Annotated in this window: 17 protein-coding genes, 1 tRNA gene and 1 pseudogene; 7 read left to right on the plus strand and 12 right to left on the minus strand. The window is 60.6% G+C overall.

Annotated elements, in window-relative coordinates:
- Positions 1–30 precede the first annotated feature (30 nt).
- Positions 31–861: a Nif3-like dinuclear metal center hexameric protein gene (locus HMPREF2888_RS08280; RefSeq protein WP_061923775.1), complete on the minus strand. Its 831-nt coding sequence runs from the start codon at positions 859–861 to the stop codon at positions 31–33.
- A 115-nt stretch (positions 862–976) separates the two neighbouring features.
- On the opposite strand from HMPREF2888_RS08280, the gene HMPREF2888_RS08285 reads away from it, so the two are divergent.
- The 3 genes and pseudogenes from HMPREF2888_RS08285 to HMPREF2888_RS13295 form a co-directional block, all read left to right on the plus strand.
- The gene (locus HMPREF2888_RS08285; RefSeq protein WP_061923778.1) at positions 977–1,465 is read left to right on the plus strand and encodes a low molecular weight protein-tyrosine-phosphatase; all 489 of its coding nucleotides are present in this window, start codon (positions 977–979) and stop codon (positions 1,463–1,465) included.
- Between the two features lie 9 nt (positions 1,466–1,474).
- Complete coding sequence (locus HMPREF2888_RS08290; protein WP_061923781.1) at positions 1,475–2,464, plus strand: SURF1 family cytochrome oxidase biogenesis protein; 990 nt, start codon at positions 1,475–1,477, stop codon at positions 2,462–2,464.
- 155 nt (positions 2,465–2,619) lie between these two features.
- Positions 2,620–2,721 (plus strand): annotated as a pseudogene (locus HMPREF2888_RS13295) (rhodanese-like domain-containing protein); the annotation flags it as partial.
- Positions 2,722–2,921: 200 nt separating this feature from the next.
- On the opposite strand, the gene HMPREF2888_RS08295 reads toward HMPREF2888_RS13295, so the two are convergent.
- Positions 2,922–2,997, minus strand: a tRNA-Val gene (locus HMPREF2888_RS08295).
- A 65-nt stretch (positions 2,998–3,062) separates the two neighbouring features.
- On the minus strand, positions 3,063–3,500 hold the full coding sequence (locus HMPREF2888_RS08300; RefSeq protein ID WP_070497700.1) for a DUF3052 domain-containing protein: 438 nt from the start codon (positions 3,498–3,500) through the stop codon (positions 3,063–3,065).
- Positions 3,501–3,684: 184 nt separating this feature from the next.
- On the opposite strand from HMPREF2888_RS08300, the gene aceE reads away from it, so the two are divergent.
- A complete protein-coding gene (gene aceE / locus HMPREF2888_RS08305; protein WP_061923784.1) occupies positions 3,685–6,441 on the plus strand; it encodes a pyruvate dehydrogenase (acetyl-transferring), homodimeric type in 2,757 nt (918 codons plus the stop codon).
- Between the two features lie 362 nt (positions 6,442–6,803).
- Here the strand turns inward: aceE and HMPREF2888_RS08310 are convergent, their stop codons facing one another.
- Positions 6,804–7,814: an alpha/beta fold hydrolase gene (locus tag HMPREF2888_RS08310; RefSeq protein WP_061923786.1), complete on the minus strand. Its 1,011-nt coding sequence runs from the start codon at positions 7,812–7,814 to the stop codon at positions 6,804–6,806.
- 53 nt (positions 7,815–7,867) lie between these two features.
- Here HMPREF2888_RS08310 and HMPREF2888_RS08315 point away from each other — a divergent pair, with 53 nt between their 5' ends.
- Positions 7,868–8,167 carry an acyl carrier protein gene (locus HMPREF2888_RS08315; RefSeq protein ID WP_061923789.1) on the plus strand — a complete coding sequence of 100 codons (300 nt, stop codon included), beginning with the start codon at positions 7,868–7,870 and terminating at the stop codon, positions 8,165–8,167.
- A 2-nt stretch (positions 8,168–8,169) separates the two neighbouring features.
- Positions 8,170–8,952 carry an HAD-IIA family hydrolase gene (locus tag HMPREF2888_RS08320; protein WP_061923793.1) on the plus strand — a complete coding sequence of 261 codons (783 nt, stop codon included), beginning with the start codon at positions 8,170–8,172 and terminating at the stop codon, positions 8,950–8,952.
- 16 nt (positions 8,953–8,968) lie between these two features.
- On the opposite strand, the gene HMPREF2888_RS08325 is transcribed toward HMPREF2888_RS08320, so the two are convergent.
- Complete coding sequence (locus tag HMPREF2888_RS08325; RefSeq protein WP_061923795.1) at positions 8,969–9,367, minus strand: hypothetical protein; 399 nt, start codon at positions 9,365–9,367, stop codon at positions 8,969–8,971.
- Positions 9,368–9,624: 257 nt separating this feature from the next.
- On the minus strand, positions 9,625–10,428 hold the full coding sequence (locus HMPREF2888_RS08330) for a serine hydrolase domain-containing protein (protein WP_061923799.1): 804 nt from the start codon (positions 10,426–10,428) through the stop codon (positions 9,625–9,627).
- 129 nt (positions 10,429–10,557) lie between these two features.
- Here HMPREF2888_RS08330 and HMPREF2888_RS08335 point away from each other — a divergent pair, with 129 nt between their 5' ends.
- Complete coding sequence (locus tag HMPREF2888_RS08335) at positions 10,558–12,264, plus strand: alkaline phosphatase D family protein (RefSeq protein ID WP_061923802.1); 1,707 nt, start codon at positions 10,558–10,560, stop codon at positions 12,262–12,264.
- A 153-nt stretch (positions 12,265–12,417) separates the two neighbouring features.
- Here the strand turns inward: HMPREF2888_RS08335 and HMPREF2888_RS08340 are convergent, their stop codons facing one another.
- The 6 genes from HMPREF2888_RS08340 to deoC form a co-directional block, all read right to left on the minus strand.
- On the minus strand, positions 12,418–14,031 hold the full coding sequence (locus HMPREF2888_RS08340) for a mechanosensitive ion channel family protein (RefSeq protein ID WP_061923805.1): 1,614 nt from the start codon (positions 14,029–14,031) through the stop codon (positions 12,418–12,420).
- Positions 14,032–14,264: 233 nt separating this feature from the next.
- A complete protein-coding gene (locus HMPREF2888_RS08345; RefSeq protein WP_168163260.1) occupies positions 14,265–15,602 on the minus strand; it encodes a peptide ABC transporter substrate-binding protein in 1,338 nt (445 codons plus the stop codon).
- A 132-nt stretch (positions 15,603–15,734) separates the two neighbouring features.
- Positions 15,735–16,871 carry a trimeric intracellular cation channel family protein gene (locus HMPREF2888_RS08350; protein ID WP_061923808.1) on the minus strand — a complete coding sequence of 379 codons (1,137 nt, stop codon included), beginning with the start codon at positions 16,869–16,871 and terminating at the stop codon, positions 15,735–15,737.
- 171 nt (positions 16,872–17,042) lie between these two features.
- Positions 17,043–17,969 carry a PRC and DUF2382 domain-containing protein gene (locus tag HMPREF2888_RS08355; RefSeq protein ID WP_061923810.1) on the minus strand — a complete coding sequence of 309 codons (927 nt, stop codon included), beginning with the start codon at positions 17,967–17,969 and terminating at the stop codon, positions 17,043–17,045.
- A 326-nt stretch (positions 17,970–18,295) separates the two neighbouring features.
- Entirely contained in the window at positions 18,296–19,873 is a 1,578-nt protein-coding gene (locus tag HMPREF2888_RS08360; RefSeq protein WP_061923814.1) for a phospho-sugar mutase, read from the minus strand.
- Positions 19,874–19,900: 27 nt separating this feature from the next.
- A complete protein-coding gene (gene deoC, locus HMPREF2888_RS08365) occupies positions 19,901–20,548 on the minus strand; it encodes a deoxyribose-phosphate aldolase (RefSeq protein WP_061923817.1) in 648 nt (215 codons plus the stop codon).
- Between the last annotated feature and the right edge of the window lie 5 nt (positions 20,549–20,553).

The raw sequence follows: 20,553 nt of genomic DNA on the forward strand, positions 1-20,553 counted from the left end.
TTCTCCTTATGGCAGGTCTTCCCGAGGCGATTATTTTCCGTGGACGGACAATGTCCACGGGTCGGTGCGCAGCTCGATGATTTCAGTATCCACCTTGTAAGCCTTTTCCACGATATCGCGCGCCTGCATAGTCCATGGAAATTCGCTGGCCCAGTGGGCAGTATCGACCACGGCAGGTCCCCCTGCACGCAAGTGCTCGTCCACGGGGTGGTGGCGCAGATCCGAGGTCACATACACATCCACGTCCAGCTCACGAGCGGCATCCAGGAAGGAATCACCGGAGCCACTCGAGACCGCCACGCGCTTGACGATGCCATCTGGGTCACCCGCCGCGCGAATTCCCCAGGCCGTCTCCGGAAGCGCGTTCGCGACCTGCTGCGTAAATTCGCGCAGAGTCATTGGCTCGGGCAGCTCGCCGATGCGCCCCAAGCCGAGGCTGGTCTCGGTGACCTCGGCGTCGGAAAGCGCGTGCGGAATGATCGGACGTCCCGGCTCGATGCCCACCAGCTCGGCGAGCTTGTCGTTAACGCCCGGGCGGGCCTTATCCGCATTAGTGTGTGCTGCGAACAAGGCGACGCCGCCCTTGAGCAAGGTGTGGATGACCTTGCCCTTTGGCGTATCCGCTGCCACGGAAGTCACCCCGCGCAGGAGCAAAGGGTGGTGCACAACTAGCATCTGCGCGCCCATCTCCACTGCCTTTTCTGCAACCTGCTGGGTGCAGTCGAGTGCGAAGGCCACCTTTCCCACCTCGTCTTCCGGATCACCGCAGATAAGGCCCACGGCATCCCACTTTTCGGCCAGGTGCGGCGGATAGGCTTCCTCGAGGACGCGGCGGATATCACCAACGGTTGTCTGCGCCATGGCTTAAGGCTCCTTAATGCATTATTCGCTATGTTTTCGCTCTCTGCGCGCTGCTGCACTATCCTAGCTTTCGTTCAGAAATCGCTCTATTTGCTTATAAGAGGTCTAAACCCCCATGACTTCTGAGGACAACCCCTCCGCATTGCACCTCGTGTTCGTCTGCACGGGCAATATTTGCCGCTCCCCCATGGCGGAAATCATCGTTCGCGATGCCATGGAGACCGACATGCTAGATCTCGTCGCCCGTACCTCTTCCTGTGGATTGGGCGGCTGGCATGTGGGCCAGGGCGCGGACCCGCGCGCCATCGCGGAGCTGCGCAGCGGCGGCCACGACGGCGCAACCCACCGCGCGACGAAGCTCGGCCCTGAGCACATGGATGCGGATCTTTTCATCGCGATGGATTCCGGCCACCGCGACGCCCTCATCGAGCGAGGTATCGACCCGGAACGCGTTCGTTTGATGCGCAGCTTCGACCCGAATGCCGAGGAGCTCAACGTGGAGGATCCTTACTACGGCACGGTGGAAGACTTCGCACGAACCCGTAAGGAAATTGAAGCAGCAGAGCCTGGCCTGCTGGATTGGATTCGCGAGCAGCAGGTCTAGGATAAGGGCATGTTAAAGACGTTCCTCAAGCCGGGATGGGTTCTGCTGCTCATCTTCGTGGTGACCTTTTCCTACTTTGCTTTCACGGTGCTAGCGCCCTGGCAGCTGGGCAAAGATGACCGAATTGTGGAACGCAATCACCTAATCGCCCAGGCTTATGAGGCGGACCCACGCCCACTTTCTGAGGTCGTTGATTCTGAGGGTGCCATCGCAGATGATGAATGGTCCCGCGCTACCCTCCACGGACGCTACTTGGCTGATGAGGAAGTGCTACTGCGCCTGCGTCCAGTTTCTTCGGGTGCGGTATACCAGTCATTGGTACCCTTCCGCACAGACTCTGGCCTGACCATGCTGGTCAACCGCGGCTGGATTGCCGCTGGTGAAGGAAACACTGTGCCCTCGATCCCTAAGGCTCCTGCCGGTGAGACCACAATTGTCGGCATGATTCGCGCGGACGAGCCGAAGCACGCCTCTGCGCCGATTGATCAAGAAGGCTACGAGCAGGTCTACTCAATTCACACCGAAGAGGTGGCCTCGCTTACCGATACAAAGTTGGGCCACGACTACATCCAGCTCTCGCCTGAGCAGCCGGGTGAGCTGACCGCCTTGGAGGTCCCGCAGCTCGACCGCGGTAACCACTTGTCTTATGGCTACCAGTGGATTGCCTTCGGCATCATGGCGCCGCTGGGCTTGGGCTACTTCGTGTGGTCCGAAATCCGCGAACGCCGCCGGGCCCGCGAGGAAGAAGCGGCATTGCAGGCTGCCACCAGCACAGATGGCGCTTCTGCCCCCACTGCAGGCCCTGGCTCTGCTGCAGACTCTGCCCTCGCTGCAGGCCCTTCCACGGATTCCACCAAGGAAACCACGGAGCCCGCGGCCGCCGCGGAATCCACCCCGCGTGCAGACACGACGCCTTCGCGTCGCAGCCGTTCCCGCTACGGCGACTCCAAGCCGGATTTTTATGAAAAGATCCGCGAACGCGGCCAGGAACGCTTCTAAGCCGCCGACCTCACCATTTACGGCGGCTTAGCGCCCTTTGCATCCAAATGGTGAGGTCGCCCCGCAACTCTTGATTCTCAAAGCAACCAGTGTGACGCGAGTAGCCTGGATATACCCATCCCTCCTCACCATTTGCGGGCTTCCGCCCAGACAGCCGCTCCGCCCAAGCCGTCGCCGCACTGCGCGAGCGCGGCTTTAGAGAGGTCTACTCCCTGCGCGGCGGCATCAACGCATGGCTGGAGCAGAATACCGCGTAGGCGCCCCATATTAAGGACACCGAAGACAGTCCACGGCGTATGTACCTCTGTGTGTATATAGCGTGCCTGAATCACCAGGTTTCTGGCCGCTATTTACATACATCGGTACATGAAACCACGCCTGGCGGTGCGAAGCGCGTTTGAAGGAAACAAAAATCTCGAGACACCATCCAAAGGAACGATGTCTCGAGACTTCACAATGGTGCGGCCTGAGGGGATCGAACCCCCGACCTACTGGGTGTAAACCAGTTGCTCTTCCAGCTGAGCTAAAGCCGCATTGCGTTAACGCTTGCATAAGATTAGCCCACACAAGCGTTAGCTAACAAATCGCCTGGTAAAAGTTATTTCTTGGTATATCCGCGAGCAACCAAACAAGAACCTTGCCACTCGCCTAGGCGCTCCGCTTTAGTCTGCACCAAGCCTGCGAGCTGAGCGGACTCGGAGATGTCACCCGGCGCGAGGTTGCCCGGCTTGCCTGCTCCTGGGGTCATAAGCCAGATCCGGCCAGAGTCCCCTAGCGGGCGGGTTGCATCGACAAGACCATCGACGAGGTCGCCGTCTTCGGCGCGCCACCAAAGAAGCACGACGTCGCAAAGCTCGTCGGTTTCTTCATCGAGGAAATCCTCTCCAAGGACATCCTCAATAGATTCGGAGATGCTGGAATCGCAATCCTCGTCCCACCCGAGTTCAAGGGCAATCTGCCCCTCGGTGATTCCGAGCTTGCTGGCCGCATCAGCCACTGCTTTATTCCTTCCATTTTCTGGCATGAGCAAGATCATAACGCCTTACACAGTAGTTTTCGCGATTACACAGGAGATTTACTGCACACAGAAGTTTTGCAAAGTTAGCAAATAGCACCTTTCACCGGCCACATATGACTATTAACCCCCTTCACACACACAGATGATCAGGGTACGCGTATCCTGGGATGCAAACTGTGTAAAACCAATCTAGGAGGTTTAAATGGCCGACCAGGACGCCGTAAAGGATGAGTCCAACTTCCCGATCGTCCGCGACGGAGTTGCTTCTTACCTGCACGACAGCGATCCCGAGGAAACCCGCGAGTGGATGGAATCCCTCGACGGCCTGCTGGATCACGCCGATCCAGAACGCGCCCGCTTCCTCATGCTCCGCCTGCTCGAGCGTGCGACCGCCAAGCGCGTTCCGATGCCCGCCCTGACCTCCACTGACTTCGTCAACACCATCCCGACCAACATGGAGCCGGAGTTCCCAGGTGACGAAGAGCTGGAGAAGCGCTACCGCCGCTGGATCCGTTGGAACGCAGCAATCATGGTGCACCGCGCGCAGCGCCCAGGCATCGGCGTCGGCGGCCACATTTCCACCTACGCGGGCGCGGCCCCGCTTTACGAGGTCGGCCTGAACCACTTCTTCAAAGGCAAGGACGATCCTTCCGGCGGTGACCAGATCTTCTTTCAGGGTCACGCTTCCCCGGGCATGTACGCCCGCGCGTTCATGGAAGGCCGCCTCAGCGAAGAAGACCTCGACGGATTCCGCCAGGAAGTTTCCCGCGGCGAAGGCAAGGGTCTGCCTTCCTACCCGCACCCGCGTCTGATGCCTGACTTCTGGGAGTTCCCAACCGTTTCCATGGGCATCGGCCCGATGAACGCTATCTACCAGGCACGCTTTAACAAGTACCTGGAGACCCGCGGCATCAAGGACACCTCCGATCAGCACGTCTGGGCCTTCCTGGGTGACGGTGAGATGGACGAGCCAGAGTCCCGCGGCCTCCTGCAGACCGCCGCGCTCTACGAGCTCGATAACCTCACCTTCGTCATCAACTGCAACCTGCAGCGTCTCGACGGCCCGGTCCGCGGCAATACCCAGATCATCCAGGAGCTGGAGTCCTTCTTCCGCGGCGCTGGCTGGAACGTCATCAAGGTCATCTGGGGCCGCGGTTGGGACAAGCTTCTCGACGCCGATAAAGAAGGCGCCCTGGTCAACATCATGAACACCACCTCGGATGGTGACTACCAGACCTTCAAGGCAAACGACGGCGCGTATGTCCGCGAGCACTTCTTCGGCCGCGACGAGCGCACCCTCAAGCTGGTTGAGGATCTTTCCGATGACGAGGTCTGGGCCCTGCGCCGCGGTGGCCACGACTACCGCAAGATCTACGCTGCTTACGCGAAGGCACTGTCCAACAAGGGCACTGGCAAGCCGACCGTCATCCTGGCCCACACCATTAAGGGCTACGGCCTGGGCCACAACTTCGAGGGCCGCAACGCAACCCACCAGATGAAGAAGCTGACTCTGGAGGATCTGAAGCTCTTCCGCGACAAGCAGGAAATCCCGATCTCCGACGAAGTTCTCGAGCAGGATCCTTACGCACCGCCGTACTACCACCCAGGCGAGGACGCACCGGAAATCAAGTACATGCTGGAGCGTCGTAAAGAACTCGGCGGCTTCTTGCCGGAGCGCCGTGACAAGTTCACCCCGCTGGTCACTCCGGGCATCGAGAAGCTGCGCTCCGTGCGTAAGGGCTCGGGCAAGCAGAACGTTGCTACCACCATGGCGCTTGTGCGTACCTTCAAGGAGCTCATGCGTGATAAGGAGCTGGGCAAGCGCATCGTTCCGATCATCCCGGACGAGGCTCGTACCTTCGGTATGGACTCCTGGTTCCCAACCATGAAGATCTGGAATCCACGCGGCCAGAACTACGTGCCAGTGGACAACGAGCTCATGCTCTCCTACCGCGAGGCTACCGACGGCCAGATCATGCACGAGGGCATTTCCGAGGCAGGCGCTACTGCGTCCTTCACCGCGGCTGCAACCTCGTACGCCACCCATGGTGAGGCCATGATCCCGCTGTACATCTTCTACTCGATGTTCGGTTTCCAGCGCACCGGCGACTCTTTCTGGGCAGCCGGCGACCAGCTGGGCCGCGGCTTCATCATCGGCGCTACCGCAGGCCGCACCACCCTGACCGGTGAGGGTCTGCAGCACATGGATGGTCACTCCCCGGTTCTGGCTTCCACCAACCCGGCTGTTATTTCCTACGACCCAGCATTCGGCTACGAGGTGGCTCACCTGATCCACCGCGGCATCAACCGCATGTACGGCGAAGACTCCGAGGCAGTCATGTACTACCTGACCGTGTACAACGAGCCGGTCTCCCAGCCAGCTGAGCCGGAGGACCTCGACATCGAGGGCCTGCACAAGGGCATCTACCACTACAACACCGCTGAGTCCGGCTCCATCCCGGCCAACATCCTGGCTTCCGGTGTGGGCGTGCACGAGGCGCTGCGCGCACAGGACATCCTGGCCAAGGACTACGACGTCAAGGCTTCCCTGTTCTCTGTCACCTCCTGGGTTGAGCTGGCTCGCGACGGCGCGCGCCGCAACAAGGAGGCGCTGCAGAAGGGCGTCGAGCCGACCGAGGCATTCGCCACCACGCAGCTCAAGGGCTTTGATGGTCCGTTCGTTGGTGTTTCTGACTTCACCACCGACCTGCAGGAGCAGATTCGCCCTTACGTTCCGGGCACCTACATCGCTCTGGGCGCAGACGGCTTCGGCTTCTCCGACACCCGCGAGGGCGCTCGTCGCTTCTTCAACATCGATGCCGAGTCCATCGTCGTGGCAGTCCTCGAGGGCTTGGCACGCGAGGGCAAGGTGGAACGTTCCGTCGTCGAGGAAGCAGCGAAGAAGCTGAAGCTCGATGACCCGACCGCCACCGAGTCCACCTCCTCTGACGAGGAGTAATAACTCGCTCTAGGACGGTTTAGGCCGCTCTTCGGTTGCCCTCCTAGCAGGGCGCCAAGGGGCGGTCTTCTCGTTTTGCGGCGCGGCCGGGGCACAGAAGGGCGCAGAAGGGCGCAGGCTTGTCGTACAACGAACTCGCTGGCCGACCGGCCAACTGGTCCCATTGGTTGGGTCCCCTACTAAGGGTAGTTTTACGAGTAACCGGTTCCGGACAGAAGCCGCTAGTGGTCCCTTTACCCCACAAACGGACCAAACGAATGGGACCAAACGAATGGGACCAAACCTACGGGGGTTCTGGGAAACAAGCGGAGGCGCGCGGTGGTCGGTAGAGGGCCGGCAAAGGGCCGGCGGCCGCGGCAACGCTAGTCCACCAACGGAACCAAGAGTCGGCCAAGCGCCTCCGAGATGGCCTCGGGCTCCTCGAGGATGACCATGTGGCCTGCGCCGTCCACCTCAGTCAGCCGGGCGGCCGGCCAGTGTTCCAAGATGACGTCCGACTGGCTGCGCGGGGTTACGATGTCGGCTGAACCCACGATGACCTCGCCTCGCAGGCGGGCCAGACGGTCGGCGGCAGCATACTCGGAGTGGTCGAGAAGGTCGTCAAAGAAGCCCGTGTAACTGGACAGCGGCGTGTCCATCAGCATGGCCACGTGGAACTGCAGCTTCTCCATCTGCGGAAAACCCGCCAGCAAAGCAGCAAACAGCGGCGCAACCCACTGCGCGACCTCAAAGCGGATGCGGTCCATCCGCCTCGGCAGCCGCATGCACGCGTTATACAAACTGCCCAGCGCCTTCGACTCGAGAATCTGCGCCACACCCTTCGCCGCAAAGCGGCGCATCGACGTCGCAATCAACAGCGCCGAGTCAACGCGCTGGTACACCTCGTCCGGCGCGCGGCGAATCACATTGAGCGCCACCATTCCGCCCAAAGAGTGCCCCACGACCACGAGCTTGCCACGGGAGGCGCGCTTGGAAAGGACAGCGAGGACGTCGTCAGCCGCGGCGTCCACCGTGCACTGCGCGGGGGTGACTTCGGGGGAAAGGCCGTGGCCGCGGATGTCGACAAGCAGGCAGCGTGCCTCCGGGAAATGCCGGCGCATGTAGTCCACCTGACTGTAGTAGGCCTCCGCGGACAGGCAGTAGCCGTGGATGAACACCACAGTGATGTCCGAGTCCTGCGGGCCGACCTCGTACCACGCGATGTCCAGGCCATCGTTGCGCACGGTGCCCAAGGAATCGATTCCAGTCAGCCCAGGCTCGTCCGTGTGATTGTGCAAGGACTCGTACATGAGGTGCTGTTCGTTGCGACGCGTCGGCCGCAAACGGCGCGCCCAACTGTGCGCAATCGTCTTTGCTCGAGCCCTATAAATCATGACCTTCCCATAATAGCCGCACCTACCTATATGACCCTATTAGACTAGGACGCATGGCAAACGACCTTTCCGCGCAACTGCAAGCTCGCTTCAACCAAGCCCCTGAAAAGGAGGATAAGCGCCAAGACACTTTCGGCGCGGTGGCTGAGCTCATCAAGAAAGTCACTGGCAGCGCGGAGGGCGTAGAGCGTGAGGCCGCCCTCGAGGACTTGGGCGTGGATTCGCTCGAGCGCATCGAGCTGGCTGTGCGCGCCGAGGAACGCTTCAAGGTGCGCTTTGACGAGGCCGCAATGAAAGACATCCACACCGTCGGCCAACTGACCGAATACCTAGATAAGCATATGGAGGTTTAGCTTTGATTTCTTACCTATCCGATATGGACGGCGTCCTCATCAAAGAGGGCGAGATGGTGCCCGGTGCCGATAAGTTCATCCAGGCGCTCTATGACAATGACATCGAGTTCATGGTGCTGACGAATAACTCGATGTCCACCCCGCGCGATTTGTCCGCGCGCCTGCACAACACGGGCTTGAAGATTCCGGCCGAGCGCATCTGGACTTCCGCCACCGCCACCGCAGCATTTTTGACCACCCAGACGGGCGAGGGCAAGGCTTATGTGGTGGGCGAATCCGGCTTGACGACGGCCCTCCATGAAGCAGGTTGGGTACTCACCGACAACGACCCAGACTTCGTGGTCCTGGGCGAAACGCGCACCTACTCCTTCGAGGCTATTACCACCGCCATTAATCTCATCCGCAGCGGCGCGCGCTTTATTGCCACCAACCCTGATGTCACGGGCCCAGCGCCGCAGGGCGTGTTGCCGGCAACGGGTGCGGTCGCGGCACTGATTACCGCGGCAACCAACCGCGAGCCTTATTACGTGGGCAAACCAAACCCGGTCATGATGCGCTCGGCGCTCAATAACATCGGCGCGCATTCCGAGAACACGGTCATGATTGGTGACCGCATGGACACCGATGTGAAGTCCGGCTTGGAGGCCGGCCTGCGGACCATCTTGGTGCGCACTGGCATTAGCGACGATCGCGAAATCCAGCGCTATCCATTCCGCCCGAACCAGGTGCTGGATTCGGTGGCAGATTTGGCTGATCGCGTCACTAGCCCCTTCCCCGAGGACTAGTTCTTCGGAGCTAGGGCTAGATTGTAACGTCAACGCGCGCGCTGAATGCGTGCTCGGTTGATAAGAGCTCGACTTCCCTTTCGAGGGCGGCGAGCTCTTTTTGCGTGCCGGTGATGACTTGGCGGCAGCCGATACCCACGCGTGCCGGTACGACGGCGCGCACAAGTTCGGCGTCACCGGGCATGTCCCGGTACCACCGTGTGCACCACTGGGCGGTGAGTGGATCGTCGCCGGGGACGATGAACTCTGACTCAGTGGTGATGCAGCGTGCCATGGCACGCTCTACTGCCGGGCGCAGTTTGCGGGGCATTCCCGCAATGGTGAGCACGGCGGTGTGCACCTGACCGGCATTGCGGTGCGGCCAGGCGCTGGGTGCCGTTGTAGTGGCGACGGCTTCGTGAACGCGAGTATTCACGCCGATTCTCCTTCGACATGTTTAAAGCAGCGCTTCGCAGGCCGCCTAAAAAGGGGTGGCCTCCAAGTGCTGCCAGACGAGCTTCGTCTTCCCCAACGAACTGTCTGCGCGTTGGGGCCGATTCTCCCGCGTCACATGAGCCCCATCAACCCTAAACAACCACTTCAACCCCCGTTTGATAAACCTCAACCAAAGGTTGAAAATTCACACGAGGAACAGTAGTTAACAAAGGTTTTCAGAAACCCCACTAGTAACGCCTATCGCACCTGACACTCCTTCCAAATCGCTGTGTTCGCCTCCGCCCACAAAGGCTTGGCCCAGTCGCCAAAATCGCGATCCGTCAGAGCCACCATGGCCCAATCCCCCGCCAGCCACAGGTAGGTTCCGGACATACCGAAGTGGCCTACAGCGCTGCAAGGCAGCGCGCCCATCCACTGCTGTTTCTCGCCGTGGATCTCAAAGCCCAAGCCCCAGGTGCAATCCTTGAAACTTCCATAGCCCGGCACAATTCCACGCAGGCCAGGAAATTGCACGCGGCGCATCTCGGCCACAGTGCCTGGGTGCAACAGCTGCGGCGAATAGACTTCGGCGGTAAAGGCCGCAAGGTCACTGACCGTGGTCACCAAACCGTGGCCGGCAGAGCCCTCAAGGCGCGTCGAGCCCATCCCCAGCGGAGCAAACACACCCTCGCGCAGATACTCCGGAAAAGGCATCTCCGCAGCCTCTTCCACCACCTCTGCCGCCCACTCGTAGCCGGCTGAGGAGTAGATGCGCCGCTCGCCCACCGGCTTTTGCTGCTCGCGGGAATCAAACTTCACGCCCGAAGCATGCGCCAGCAGGTGCCGCAAAGTCGAGCCTTCCGGTCCGGCGGGCATATCGAGGTCCACCGCGCCTTCCTCCACGGCCATGGCAACGCCATAGGCCACCACCGGTTTGGTCACCGATGCGACGGAGAAGGCCCTGTCCAGCGCGCCCACCGACTCAACGATTTCGCCGCGATGCAGCAGTGCCCCAGCGATATTGTCAGCCGGCCATTCGGAAATTTTGGAGAACTCACTCATGCATTCCAGCGTACCCAGCCCCACCCTTCTGAAAGGCCAGAAAAACGCTACGTAAACCGCAAGTAAAGGCAAAAATAAATCTTTCTCCCCGAGTTGCGAGCTTTCCAAACCGGAGAATATTTGGGGAACATGAATATTTTTCCGCGAAACAACTCTCAGAATGATGCGCCTGCCCGCCGCGGTTTTAACCGCCGCCGCTTCCTCCAAACCAGCAGCGTCGCCTCCGCCGCAGCGCTGACCGCGGGCGGGCTTAGCCCGGCCAACGCGCAGAGCTCACTTCCCGGCAACAAACGCCAGCTCATCGAGCCGCCAAAGGGCGAGCTACCGTTCCTGCACGGCGTGGCCTCCGGCGATCCGATTCCGGATTCCGTCATCCTGTGGACCCGCGTTACCGCCTCCCCTGAGGCAATGCCGGGCTCCGGCGTGGGCCCCGACGTCACGCTCGAGTGGGAGGTGGCGACGGATGAGGAGATGCGCGACGTCGTCAAGCGTGGCAGCGTGGTAGCCACAGCCGAGCGCGACCATACCGTCAACGTGGACCCGCACGGGCTTAACCCCGAAACCACGTACTTCTTCCGCTTTCGCGTCACCGACGGCGAGCACGCGGGCAAGGCAAGCCCGGTCGGACGCACGAAGACCGCCCCAGCGGCGAACGCTTCCCCGGAGCAGCTAACCTTTGGTGTGGGCTCCTGCGCTAACTGGGAGTCGGGCTTTTTCAGTGCTTATACGGACATCGCCAAGCGGGCGCGCGCCGGCCAGCTGGATTACATGATTTTCTTGGGCGATTACATCTATGAATACGGCGTCGGCGAGTACTCGGGTTTTGGACCGGTGCGCCACCATCACCCGGCGCACGAGATTGTTTCGCTGCAGGATTACCGCGTGCGCTTCGGCCGCTACCGCACAGACCCAGAGTTGCAGGCAGCCCACGGCGCACTGCCTTGGATTGTGGTGTGGGATGACCACGAAACAGCCAATAACTCCTGGGCCGGCGGCGCCGAGAACCACGATCCGGCAACCGAGGGCGACTGGAATTCCCGGCGCGCCGGCGCGATGCAGGCCTACTTCGAATGGATGCCGGTACGCATGACGAATCCTTCGCAAGATGGCCACATCTACCGTTCACTAACCTTCGGTGATTTGGTGGAGCTGACCATGATGGATCTGCGTACCTACCGCGACAAGGAGCTTTCCTGGGACCCGGCGGGCTTTGCGAAGGAGGACCGCACGATGCTGGGCTCCGAGCAATATGAATGGCTGCTCGGCAAGCTGGAAACCTCGCAGACCGCGTGGAATATGCTGGGCAATTCCGTGATGTTTTCCCCGCTGAACCTGATTACGCTGCAGCAGGATCCGCAGACCGAAAAGGTATCTTCGGCGCTTTCTTCCAACATCACGGGCATCCCCGTCAACGGTGATCAGTGGGATGGCTACAGCGCTGAGCGACGCCGCGTCATCGAGGCACTGGCCGCCAAGGGCTCCCAGGCGCTCTTCGTCACCGGCGATATCCACACCGAGTGGGCACACAACATCACCCACCAAGGCAACATCATCGGCGCGGAGCTGGTGTGCGCTTCGGTTACGGCACCGAACATCAACGAGCAGTTGAAGCTTCCGCAAAATAACGCGCTTTCCGACGCCGCCGAGCACATCCTGCGCAGCGCCAACCCACACTGCAAGCACGTGGACCTGGATAACCACGGTTATTCCTTCGTCACCGTGCGTCGCGAGGAAGCGGAGATGCATTGGTTGCGCGTGGATGACATCTTGACTCCCGGCTCGCCAGTGCGCGATAGCCTCACGATGACGTGGCGCAAGGGGCAGGGCTTCAAATAAGGGCTTTAACTAAGGAATTTAGCCCCGGTTACCCCCAATCTGGTTGCTTGTTAACATTTCCCTGCGCGTTTCGATATCCATTACGCGGCGCGCGGGCGCCGTTGGGAATCTCCCCCTATTCCCCTCCACTTATTGCCCTATCCTCCCTATCGCTCAAGCGCCGTCGCTTCTCCCAGCGGCGGCGCTTTCTTCTGCCGCAGTGGGCTCCGCGCTAGGCACCGCGCTCTGCGTTGCGGTTTCAGCAGGTACGGTGGTGGCGGCGTCGGAGTCAGCGCCCGAGGAGCCCGAGCGCGAGTCCGCCCGAGAGCCGTCCTCACTAGAGCCATCCTCACTGGAGCCGTAATCGGCAGAGCTTTCCGCGCTTGTGGTTGGCTCCGCGGCCTCGGTCGGGGTGGTGGTCCCCGGGGCAGGCGGGGTCTCCGCCGAGGAGTCGGCCTCCTCCCCCGGCGCGACTGGGGCGGGCGCTTCCGAGGTGGCGGCGTCGCGCTGTGACCAGTAGGCAGGGTTTAGCCAACCGGTGCCGGCGTCCTCCGGATTCCAGGAGGCAAAGATGAGCAGTCCGGTAATCGCAAGTGCCGCCAGCAGCGTGGTGGTAGAAGAACGAACGCGCCCACCGGCAGTCCACACGTACTGGAACTTGCTGCTTGGGGTATCCGCACGCCAGATGCCGGTGGCCGGCTTTTCTTCCTTTTCCACATCCGCACTCGCGGGCTTGCCGGGGCCATGGTCCTTGGCTTTGGCAACTTCCTCCAGGGCGGTGTCATCATTGTCTGCGTTGTGGGCGCTAGCGCGCGCTGCGACGCCATCTGTGCTTGCCGACGCCGCCACTGCCGCGCCCAGCCCCTTTTCCGCCGCGGTTTCAGGGGTGCGCTCGATACCGGGCTTTTCCACGGAGCTGGAAGGACCTGCAGGAAATACGCCGGTCGCGTTGCTGGGTAGGTTGTAGTGATCCCAAAACGCCGAGAGCAGCGCGGAGCGGATTGCGCGCTCAACCGCCCACTGCCGCGAAGGGTTGACCTGCACGAGCACGCGGTATTTAACCTGCCAAGGCTGACCCGCAACAGTTGGTTCCACGATGCCGGTGGCAGAAAGGATCTCGAGCTCGCCGGCGACGTCGCCAGCAATGGCCGGATCCTTGATGGCCTGCTGGGAAATCGTACGCACCTGGGAAGTGATTTCCTCAAGGGTCTCGCCCTCGTGGAGCGGCACCGAAAGGTCCACTACAGCGCGGGACCAATCCTGCGAGAAGTTGGTGATAACGCCCGCCGAGCCATTGGGAACCATGACCACCTCGCCCGTGGGCGTACGTACCTTCGTGGTGCGCAGGGTCAGCGCCACCACGGTTCCTTCCACGCCCGTTGTGCCCTCAAAGCTCACGTAGTCACCGACGCCGAATTGCTTTTCCGAAAGGATGAAAAAGCCCGCGAGGAAGTCCCCGATTATCTTCTGTGCACCAAAACCAAGGGCGGCAGAAACCACCGTCGCCGGGATTGCCGCGCCCAGCGCCGGCACGCCCACGTTCGAGAGTGCGGCCAGCACGAGCAAGAAATATGCCACCGCCTGCAATACGTAGACCAAAGCTCCGCCCAAGGCCAGGCGCGCCTTCGTGGACTCTTCGCCTTCCTCGAGCCGCGATTCCAGGACGCGGATGGCCAGCCGACCCAGCCGCGGCACCAACATGCCCAGCAGCAACAACGCGACAAGCGGTAGGACATGGTCGATTCCGACCTGCCACATCCGATAAAAGAAGTAGCCAACGAGGTTCATATTTTTAGATTAGCCAGGATTCCGCAACGACAACCGGCTAAAAGCTAAAAATGCGCTGTTAGCCTTTGTCGCGAGTCAGCTCAAAGTAAAACGGCTTTCCCTTCCAGCTGAAATGTGGACGCGCGATATCGGTGTCATAGCCGCCAACCACGTTGGATTCCCACAGCGGCAGCGCCGGCAGGTCATGCAAAAGGATGGACTGCGCTGCAAGCAGTTTTTGCTCTTGGACCTTTTTATCGAGTTGCGAAGACCGGCTCCAGAAAGTTGACCTCCGAGGGGTACGCAGCCTGCCAGCTGGAACGGAAGGAACCGCGCATCTGACGGTCCGTTACGGCTTGCCGGTACTTCTTAAAGGTCGAGAAAGCACGGCCATAAGCCTCGATACCAAGTGTCTCTGAAACCTGTTTAGTTACCGCATCGACCCATTCCGCATGCCCGCCATCCGCGTTATATCCCAGAAGAAATGGCCCCGTCCACGGCGAGATGGCATCAGCCTTTGCCCACAGTTCGCGTGCCTTTTCTGGGTTATAAACCAGCACTTCCTGACCCGGAATCATCCCCATCTCAGGGCAATATTTTTGGGTGGCAAAACATGTAACCGGAGTGACAGTATCGTCCAAGACTTCGTGCGCGATGCGGGTGCGATCGAAGGACATGGAGATGGCGCGGCGTCGCAAAGCGCCGGCCTCTCCGCGGAACATCGGGTCATTGGCCGGGATGGTGATGAAGCTGAACATGGCGGAAGTCTCGTTGAAGCTTCGCCCGTCCAGTTCCTCCTCAAAGCGGTGGATATGCGTGATCGGCACATCCGTGACCAAGTCCAGCTCGCCGCGCTGCAGGGCAGCATAGGATTCCTCTTCGGTCTCATAAAAGCGAAACTCCAGCCCCTCGTTACGGGACTTTCGCGGGCCGACATACTCCGCGTTTGGGATAAGGTTGATCTTTTCATCCCTATCCCAGCGCGCCAGGCGGTACGGACCGTTGCCGATGGGGTTCATGCCATATGCGTCATAGCCCTTCTCGGCTGAAGGATGCATGGGGAAAAAGACCGAATGGCCCAGGCGTTTCACGAAGTTCGCGGTAGGCTCGGCCAGCTCAATGTGGAAGGTTCTATCGCCTGTTACCTTAAGACCACGCATGGTGGGCTCGCCCTCCCCAAATCCCAGAATCGGCTTGAAGAAGTAGGAGGAAAGCATGTTGTTTTGAACAGCTGCGTTCCAGGAATCCACGAAGTCACGCGCACGAACTGAAGAGCCGTCGGAGAACTTCGCATCCTCACGCAAGACGACGTCGTATTCAGTAGGCGAGGTCTGGGTAATCTTCTGAGCAACGTCGTATTCCGCCTCGCCTTCCTCGTTGAGGTAGACCAAGCCGGAGTAGATGAGATTAACGATGGTCGCGGCCGGCACATCGTTGATATCCGCTGGCAGCAGCGGGTTCTGCGGCTCCGCGCCGTCAGTGGTGATGAAGTCAACGCCCGAGATATCCGGGGTCTGGTCTGGGGGAACACACGCCGATAATGCCAATACCAGGGTGGCGGCTGCGCTAACGCTTAATACGCGCTTTAACATGACGTTTTCCCCCTTTCCACTTATATAAGGAATCGCCTCGGAAAGTCCTGAATGATTCCACCGCATAAGCTTATATGATTGCCCAGCTAAAGCAGAAGAAAAGGTGAGTTTTTACACTTAAGTATCGACTTTTTAATTCTGCTTCTTATAGCGCTGGACTAAGTGCTCCACCAACTCATCGGTCAGCTTTTCATCCGAGAGCACGATGTCTAGGTTCTCACGCTGCTCCTTGAGCATTTCTGGATCGAGCAGCGGTTCATCCTCGTCATAGTCCTCATAGGAATCGCCGCTTAAGTCCACGCCGATTTCCTGCAGGATGCCCTTGGATTCTTGGCTTAGAGCTTCCTCATTCTTCGCGGCAGAATCGGAGTCGGTGGCTGGGATGGCCTCGCCGTGGAGCTGCTCCATGGTGTCGGTGAAGGACTCAAGCAGCTCGGTGGCATCGCTGGTGGCGGCCGCACGGAGGCGACCATTTTGCACTTGCTTTTCGATGCGGCGCTGCAGGGCTTTTTCCATCTGTTGGTGCCGCCAGCTGCGCACCTTGGTGGGCTCTAGGCGACGCCCCACTGCCCGGCCTTTGTTCTCGGCCTTACGCGCGAGCAGCATGACCTGCGCCGCAGTATCGTTCAGCGGCGCCCATTCCTGGCGGGCAGGAATGCGCCAGCCGGCCCAGATGCCGAACAAGGTCAGGATGAAGGAAACGACCGGCCCCACCAGCATGCCGGTGGCCAGGTGGTCGAAGGAATCGGCCACGAGCACCACTGCGGCACAGGCCACCGCGGGGATCACCGTGGGCTGATTATCGCCGAAGACGGCTGGCTCGCGGCCCATACTGATGTCACGGATCATGGAACCGCCCGTTGCGGTAAACACGCCCATCATCACGCATGGGATAAGCGGCAGGCCATAGGTCAGCGCCTTCACGGTACCGGTGGCTGCCCACAGCGCGGAGACTATGGCATCCCCGTGAGATTGAATATAGTCCCAGGTTCTGCCTTTGAAGTAGAAGAATCGTGCAATCAGCGCGCCGGCGAAAGCAAGGTAGAGGTATTCCGGCTGCGACATGGCAGCGACAGTGCCGCGGTTGATGAGGACGTCACGGATCATGCCGCCGCCCAAGGCTGAGAACATCGCGATAAAGAAAAAGCCCACAATGTCATAGCCGCGCTGGCGAGCAAGCGTGCCACCGATGATCCCCATCAATAACACGCCGCTGACGTCGGACCAGTAGTACAGCGCCTCAATCAGCGGATCCACCTCAACATTCATGATTCCAGTCTATGGGCAGAGGCGCCCTACGGCAGGGAAGTTCCTAGTCTTTTCCGAACGCGGGAGGAAGCGAGAAAGACATAAAGACAAATAGGCCGCCGGCAATACTGCCAGCGGCCTATTTAGGAGGTGTCTGTACTAGGTACTAGCTACCTAGTACTATCCAAGTTTTTACTTGGTGGTCTTGCCGTCTACACCCTCGGTCTCGATGCGCTCCTTGCGCAGATCCTCGGAGACGCGCTCGGTGTCGGTAACTTGCTTCTTGTTCAGCTCAACCTTCTCAACCGGAACGGTGTCCTTCTCAACGCGGACGCGCTCCTCGTGGAGGGTGACGGATGCTTCGTCATCGGTCAGGTTATTCTTGCCGCGCAAGGAAGCAGCCTCTTCCTCGGAGATTGGGGTGCGCTCGACGCGAACCTCTTCGCGGGTAACCGGAACCTCAACGTTCTCGGTCTCGGTTACGACATACTTGCGCAGGCGAACCTCACCGGTCTCGACGCGCTCCTTGTTAACGTCCAGCTGCTCCTCGGAACGAACCAGGGAATCGCGGCCATCAACGTCAGCGTGGGTGTGGCCAGCGTTCTTGGTGTGGTCTGCAGCCTCGGTGCCAGCAACGTGGTCCTTGTGAGCGTGCTCCTTGTGCTCTGCACCAGCAGCGTGCTCTGCACCAGCAGCAGCGCCAACGCCTGCACCTGCACCAGCGCCAGCAGCCAGGCCAGCCTTGTTCTTATCGGAAACGTCGTGGCGGCCACCGGTGTAGGCCTGCTCGTCCTTCATGGTGTCAACGCCGTAGTGGCGGAAGATTTCGTTCTGGTCGTTTGCGCTAAGAGCCTTGTCGGTGTCAACGCTTGGAGCATCCTTGATGCGCTCCTTGTCGAATGCGAGGATGAGGTCGTCTTCGCCAGCGAACTTGTGGCCGCGCATCGGAACGATGGACTCGCTCATACCAAACAGACCGTGGCTAACCTCAACGAAGGTTGGCTGACCGGAGTTGTCATCAACGAATACTTCCTTGACGGAACCCAGCTTGTCGCCGTTTACGTCGTATGCGGTCTTGTTGAACAGGTCCTTGATATCGCGTGCATTCTGGTTAGTCATAATTTCCTCTTCCTTTAAAAATGGGCAACTATCAGGCCGTTTGGAAAAACTAAGCGTTTGTGCTAGCTCTCTTTACGGCGCCGAAACCCACAGTACGGAAGTCGCGAGATTCCGCCACCTCAATGTGTGAACATCGCCTGTCATAAACCTGTGAAATGTCTTCATTTAGGCGTTAAAAGCCAGCTTATAGGGTTAGATAACGGTTAGGTCACAACCCATAAATTTCTTAAAATTAATGGCACCAGACGCGAAAAGCGGGCGTAACGCACTCAGCGTTACGCCCCATCTCCTTCCAGGCATCACGGCCTAGGGCAAAGAACTTGCAGCTACATGTCGAAGAAGACCCGCAGATCCTCTGCAATGGCATCCAGGCGGGCCGGATCCGGGGACTCCAAGTAGCACTTGAGCTTCGGCTCGGTGCCAGACGGGCGCACGATGACGCGGTCATCGTCCACGGTGTAGAGCTTCATGCCTTGGGCAAACTTCTCTGCCTTTGCAATCTCCGAGCCCGCCAGTTGAGTCGGTGGGGTCGAGGTGATCTTTTCCATGCCGCGGGTAATCAGCGAAAGGTCTTCCACACGGAAGGTCAGCGGAGCGGTGGCCAGGCGGCCCACGGTGGAGTAAATCTCCGCGAGGCGGTCCTGCAGGGTGATGCCTGCGTCCTTGCACTCCGAGGCCAGGCTGGCCAGAACCACCGAGGTGGCAACGCCGTCTTTGTCGCGCACGGCCTGCGGGTCGGGGCAGAAGCCGATGGCTTCCTCGTAACCAAAGCTCAAGTCATGCGTGCGGGCAATCCACTTGAAACCGGTGAGCGTTTCCTCATGCGGCAGGCCGTAGTGCGCGGCAATGCGGCCCAGCAGACGCGAGGAAACCAGCGAGTTTGCAAACGTTCCGCCCACGCCCCGGCGCGCCAGGTAGTCACCCAGCAGGGCGCCGGTTTCGTCGCCGGTGAGCTGACGCCAGACGACGCCGCCTTGCGCACCGTGCGTCGGAATGGCGGCCGCGCAACGGTCAGCATCCGGATCGTATGCGATGAGGATGTCTGCGCCGATCTTTTCCGCGTGCGCCTTGCCCAGGTCCAGAGCGCCGGGCTCTTCCGGGTTGGGAAAGGAAACGGTTGGGAAATCCGGGTCCGGCTCGGCCTGTTCCGGCACGAGGGAAACCTCGAAGCCGACCTTCTCGAGCAGCGCGGTGCCCAGCTTTGCGCCCACGCCGTGCATGGCAGTCAGCGCAATCTTGGCGCTGGTGGACTCCCCCACCAGCTTGGCGGCGCGCTCGAGGTATTGCGCGCGGGTATCGACTTCCTCGATGTTGTCTGTGGAACGCGGGACTTCGTTGGCAAACGGCGCCGCAGCAATCGCCGCTGAGATCTCTGCGTCCGCCGGGGAGACAAGCTGCACGCCGTTGGCGTCACCGGTGGCCACGCGGCCGCCCAGGTAAACCTTGTAGCCGTTATCGGCTGGAGGGTTGTGGGAGGCGGTGACCATGATGCCGGCGTCGGCGCCGAGCTCGCGCACGCTATAGGCGGTCAACGGCGTGGGGTTCTGCTTGGGCAGCACCAGGGCACGGCCACCGGCAGCGGAGATAACCTCCGCAGCATCCTGGTAGAAATCGGCCGAGCCGTAGCGGGCATCGCAGCCGATGACCACGACTGGGTTTTCAACCTGCTGTTTTAGCCACGAAACCAAACCATAGGTGGTGCGGATGACCACGGCACGGTTCATGCGGGACTCGCCTGCCCCAACGGCGGCGCGCAGTCCGGCGGTGCCGAAGGCCAGCGGGCCGGCGAAGGCGCCGGACAGCGCGGCTTCGTCGCCAGCTTCAATCCAGCCCAAGACCTCGTCACGGGTTAACGGGTCTGGGTCGTGTTCGGCCCACGTGCGAGCGTATTCAACAAGTGACATTGTTTCCTCGATTCAGCTTCTAAGCCACTAGTTTTCTAGGTCCGCCAGCACCGCGGCGGAGGAAGACAGGCCGAGGCGGGTGGCGCCGGCGTCGATCATCGCCTGCGCGTCCGCGCCAGTACGGATGCCGCCGGAGGCCTTCACGCCGAGACGGCCGCCCACGGTATCTGCCATGAGCTTTACTGCGTGAACGCTGGCGCCGCCGGCTGGGTGGAAGCCGGTGGAGGTCTTGACGAAGTCAGCGCTGGCAGCCTCGGCGGCGCGGCAGGCGGCGACAATCGCGTCGTCGGAAAGCGCGGCGGACTCGATGATGACCTTCAAGACCTTGCCCTGGCAGGCGCTGCGCACGGTGCGGATCTCTTCCTCGAGTGCGTCGAAGCGGCCCTCAATGGCCAGCGCGATGTTGATGACCATGTCGATTTCTTCGGCGCCATTGTCCACGGCAAGGCCTGCCTCGGCGGCCTTGATCTCCGGCTTGACCGCGCCGGAGGGAAAGCCCACCACGGTTGCCACGTGTAGACCCTCGGGAACCTCGACCGGCAGCTGGGACGGGGAAATGCACACCGAGTAGGTGCCCAGGCGCTGGGCTTCCTCGATGAGTGCGGCGACGTCCTGCGCGGTGGCTTCCGGCTTGAGCAGGGTGTGGTCGATCATGGATGCGACGTTGGATGACATTTCTT

It is taken from the genome of Corynebacterium sp. HMSC077D03 (assembly GCF_001808545.1).
GTDB lineage: Bacteria > Actinomycetota > Actinomycetes > Mycobacteriales > Mycobacteriaceae > Corynebacterium > Corynebacterium simulans.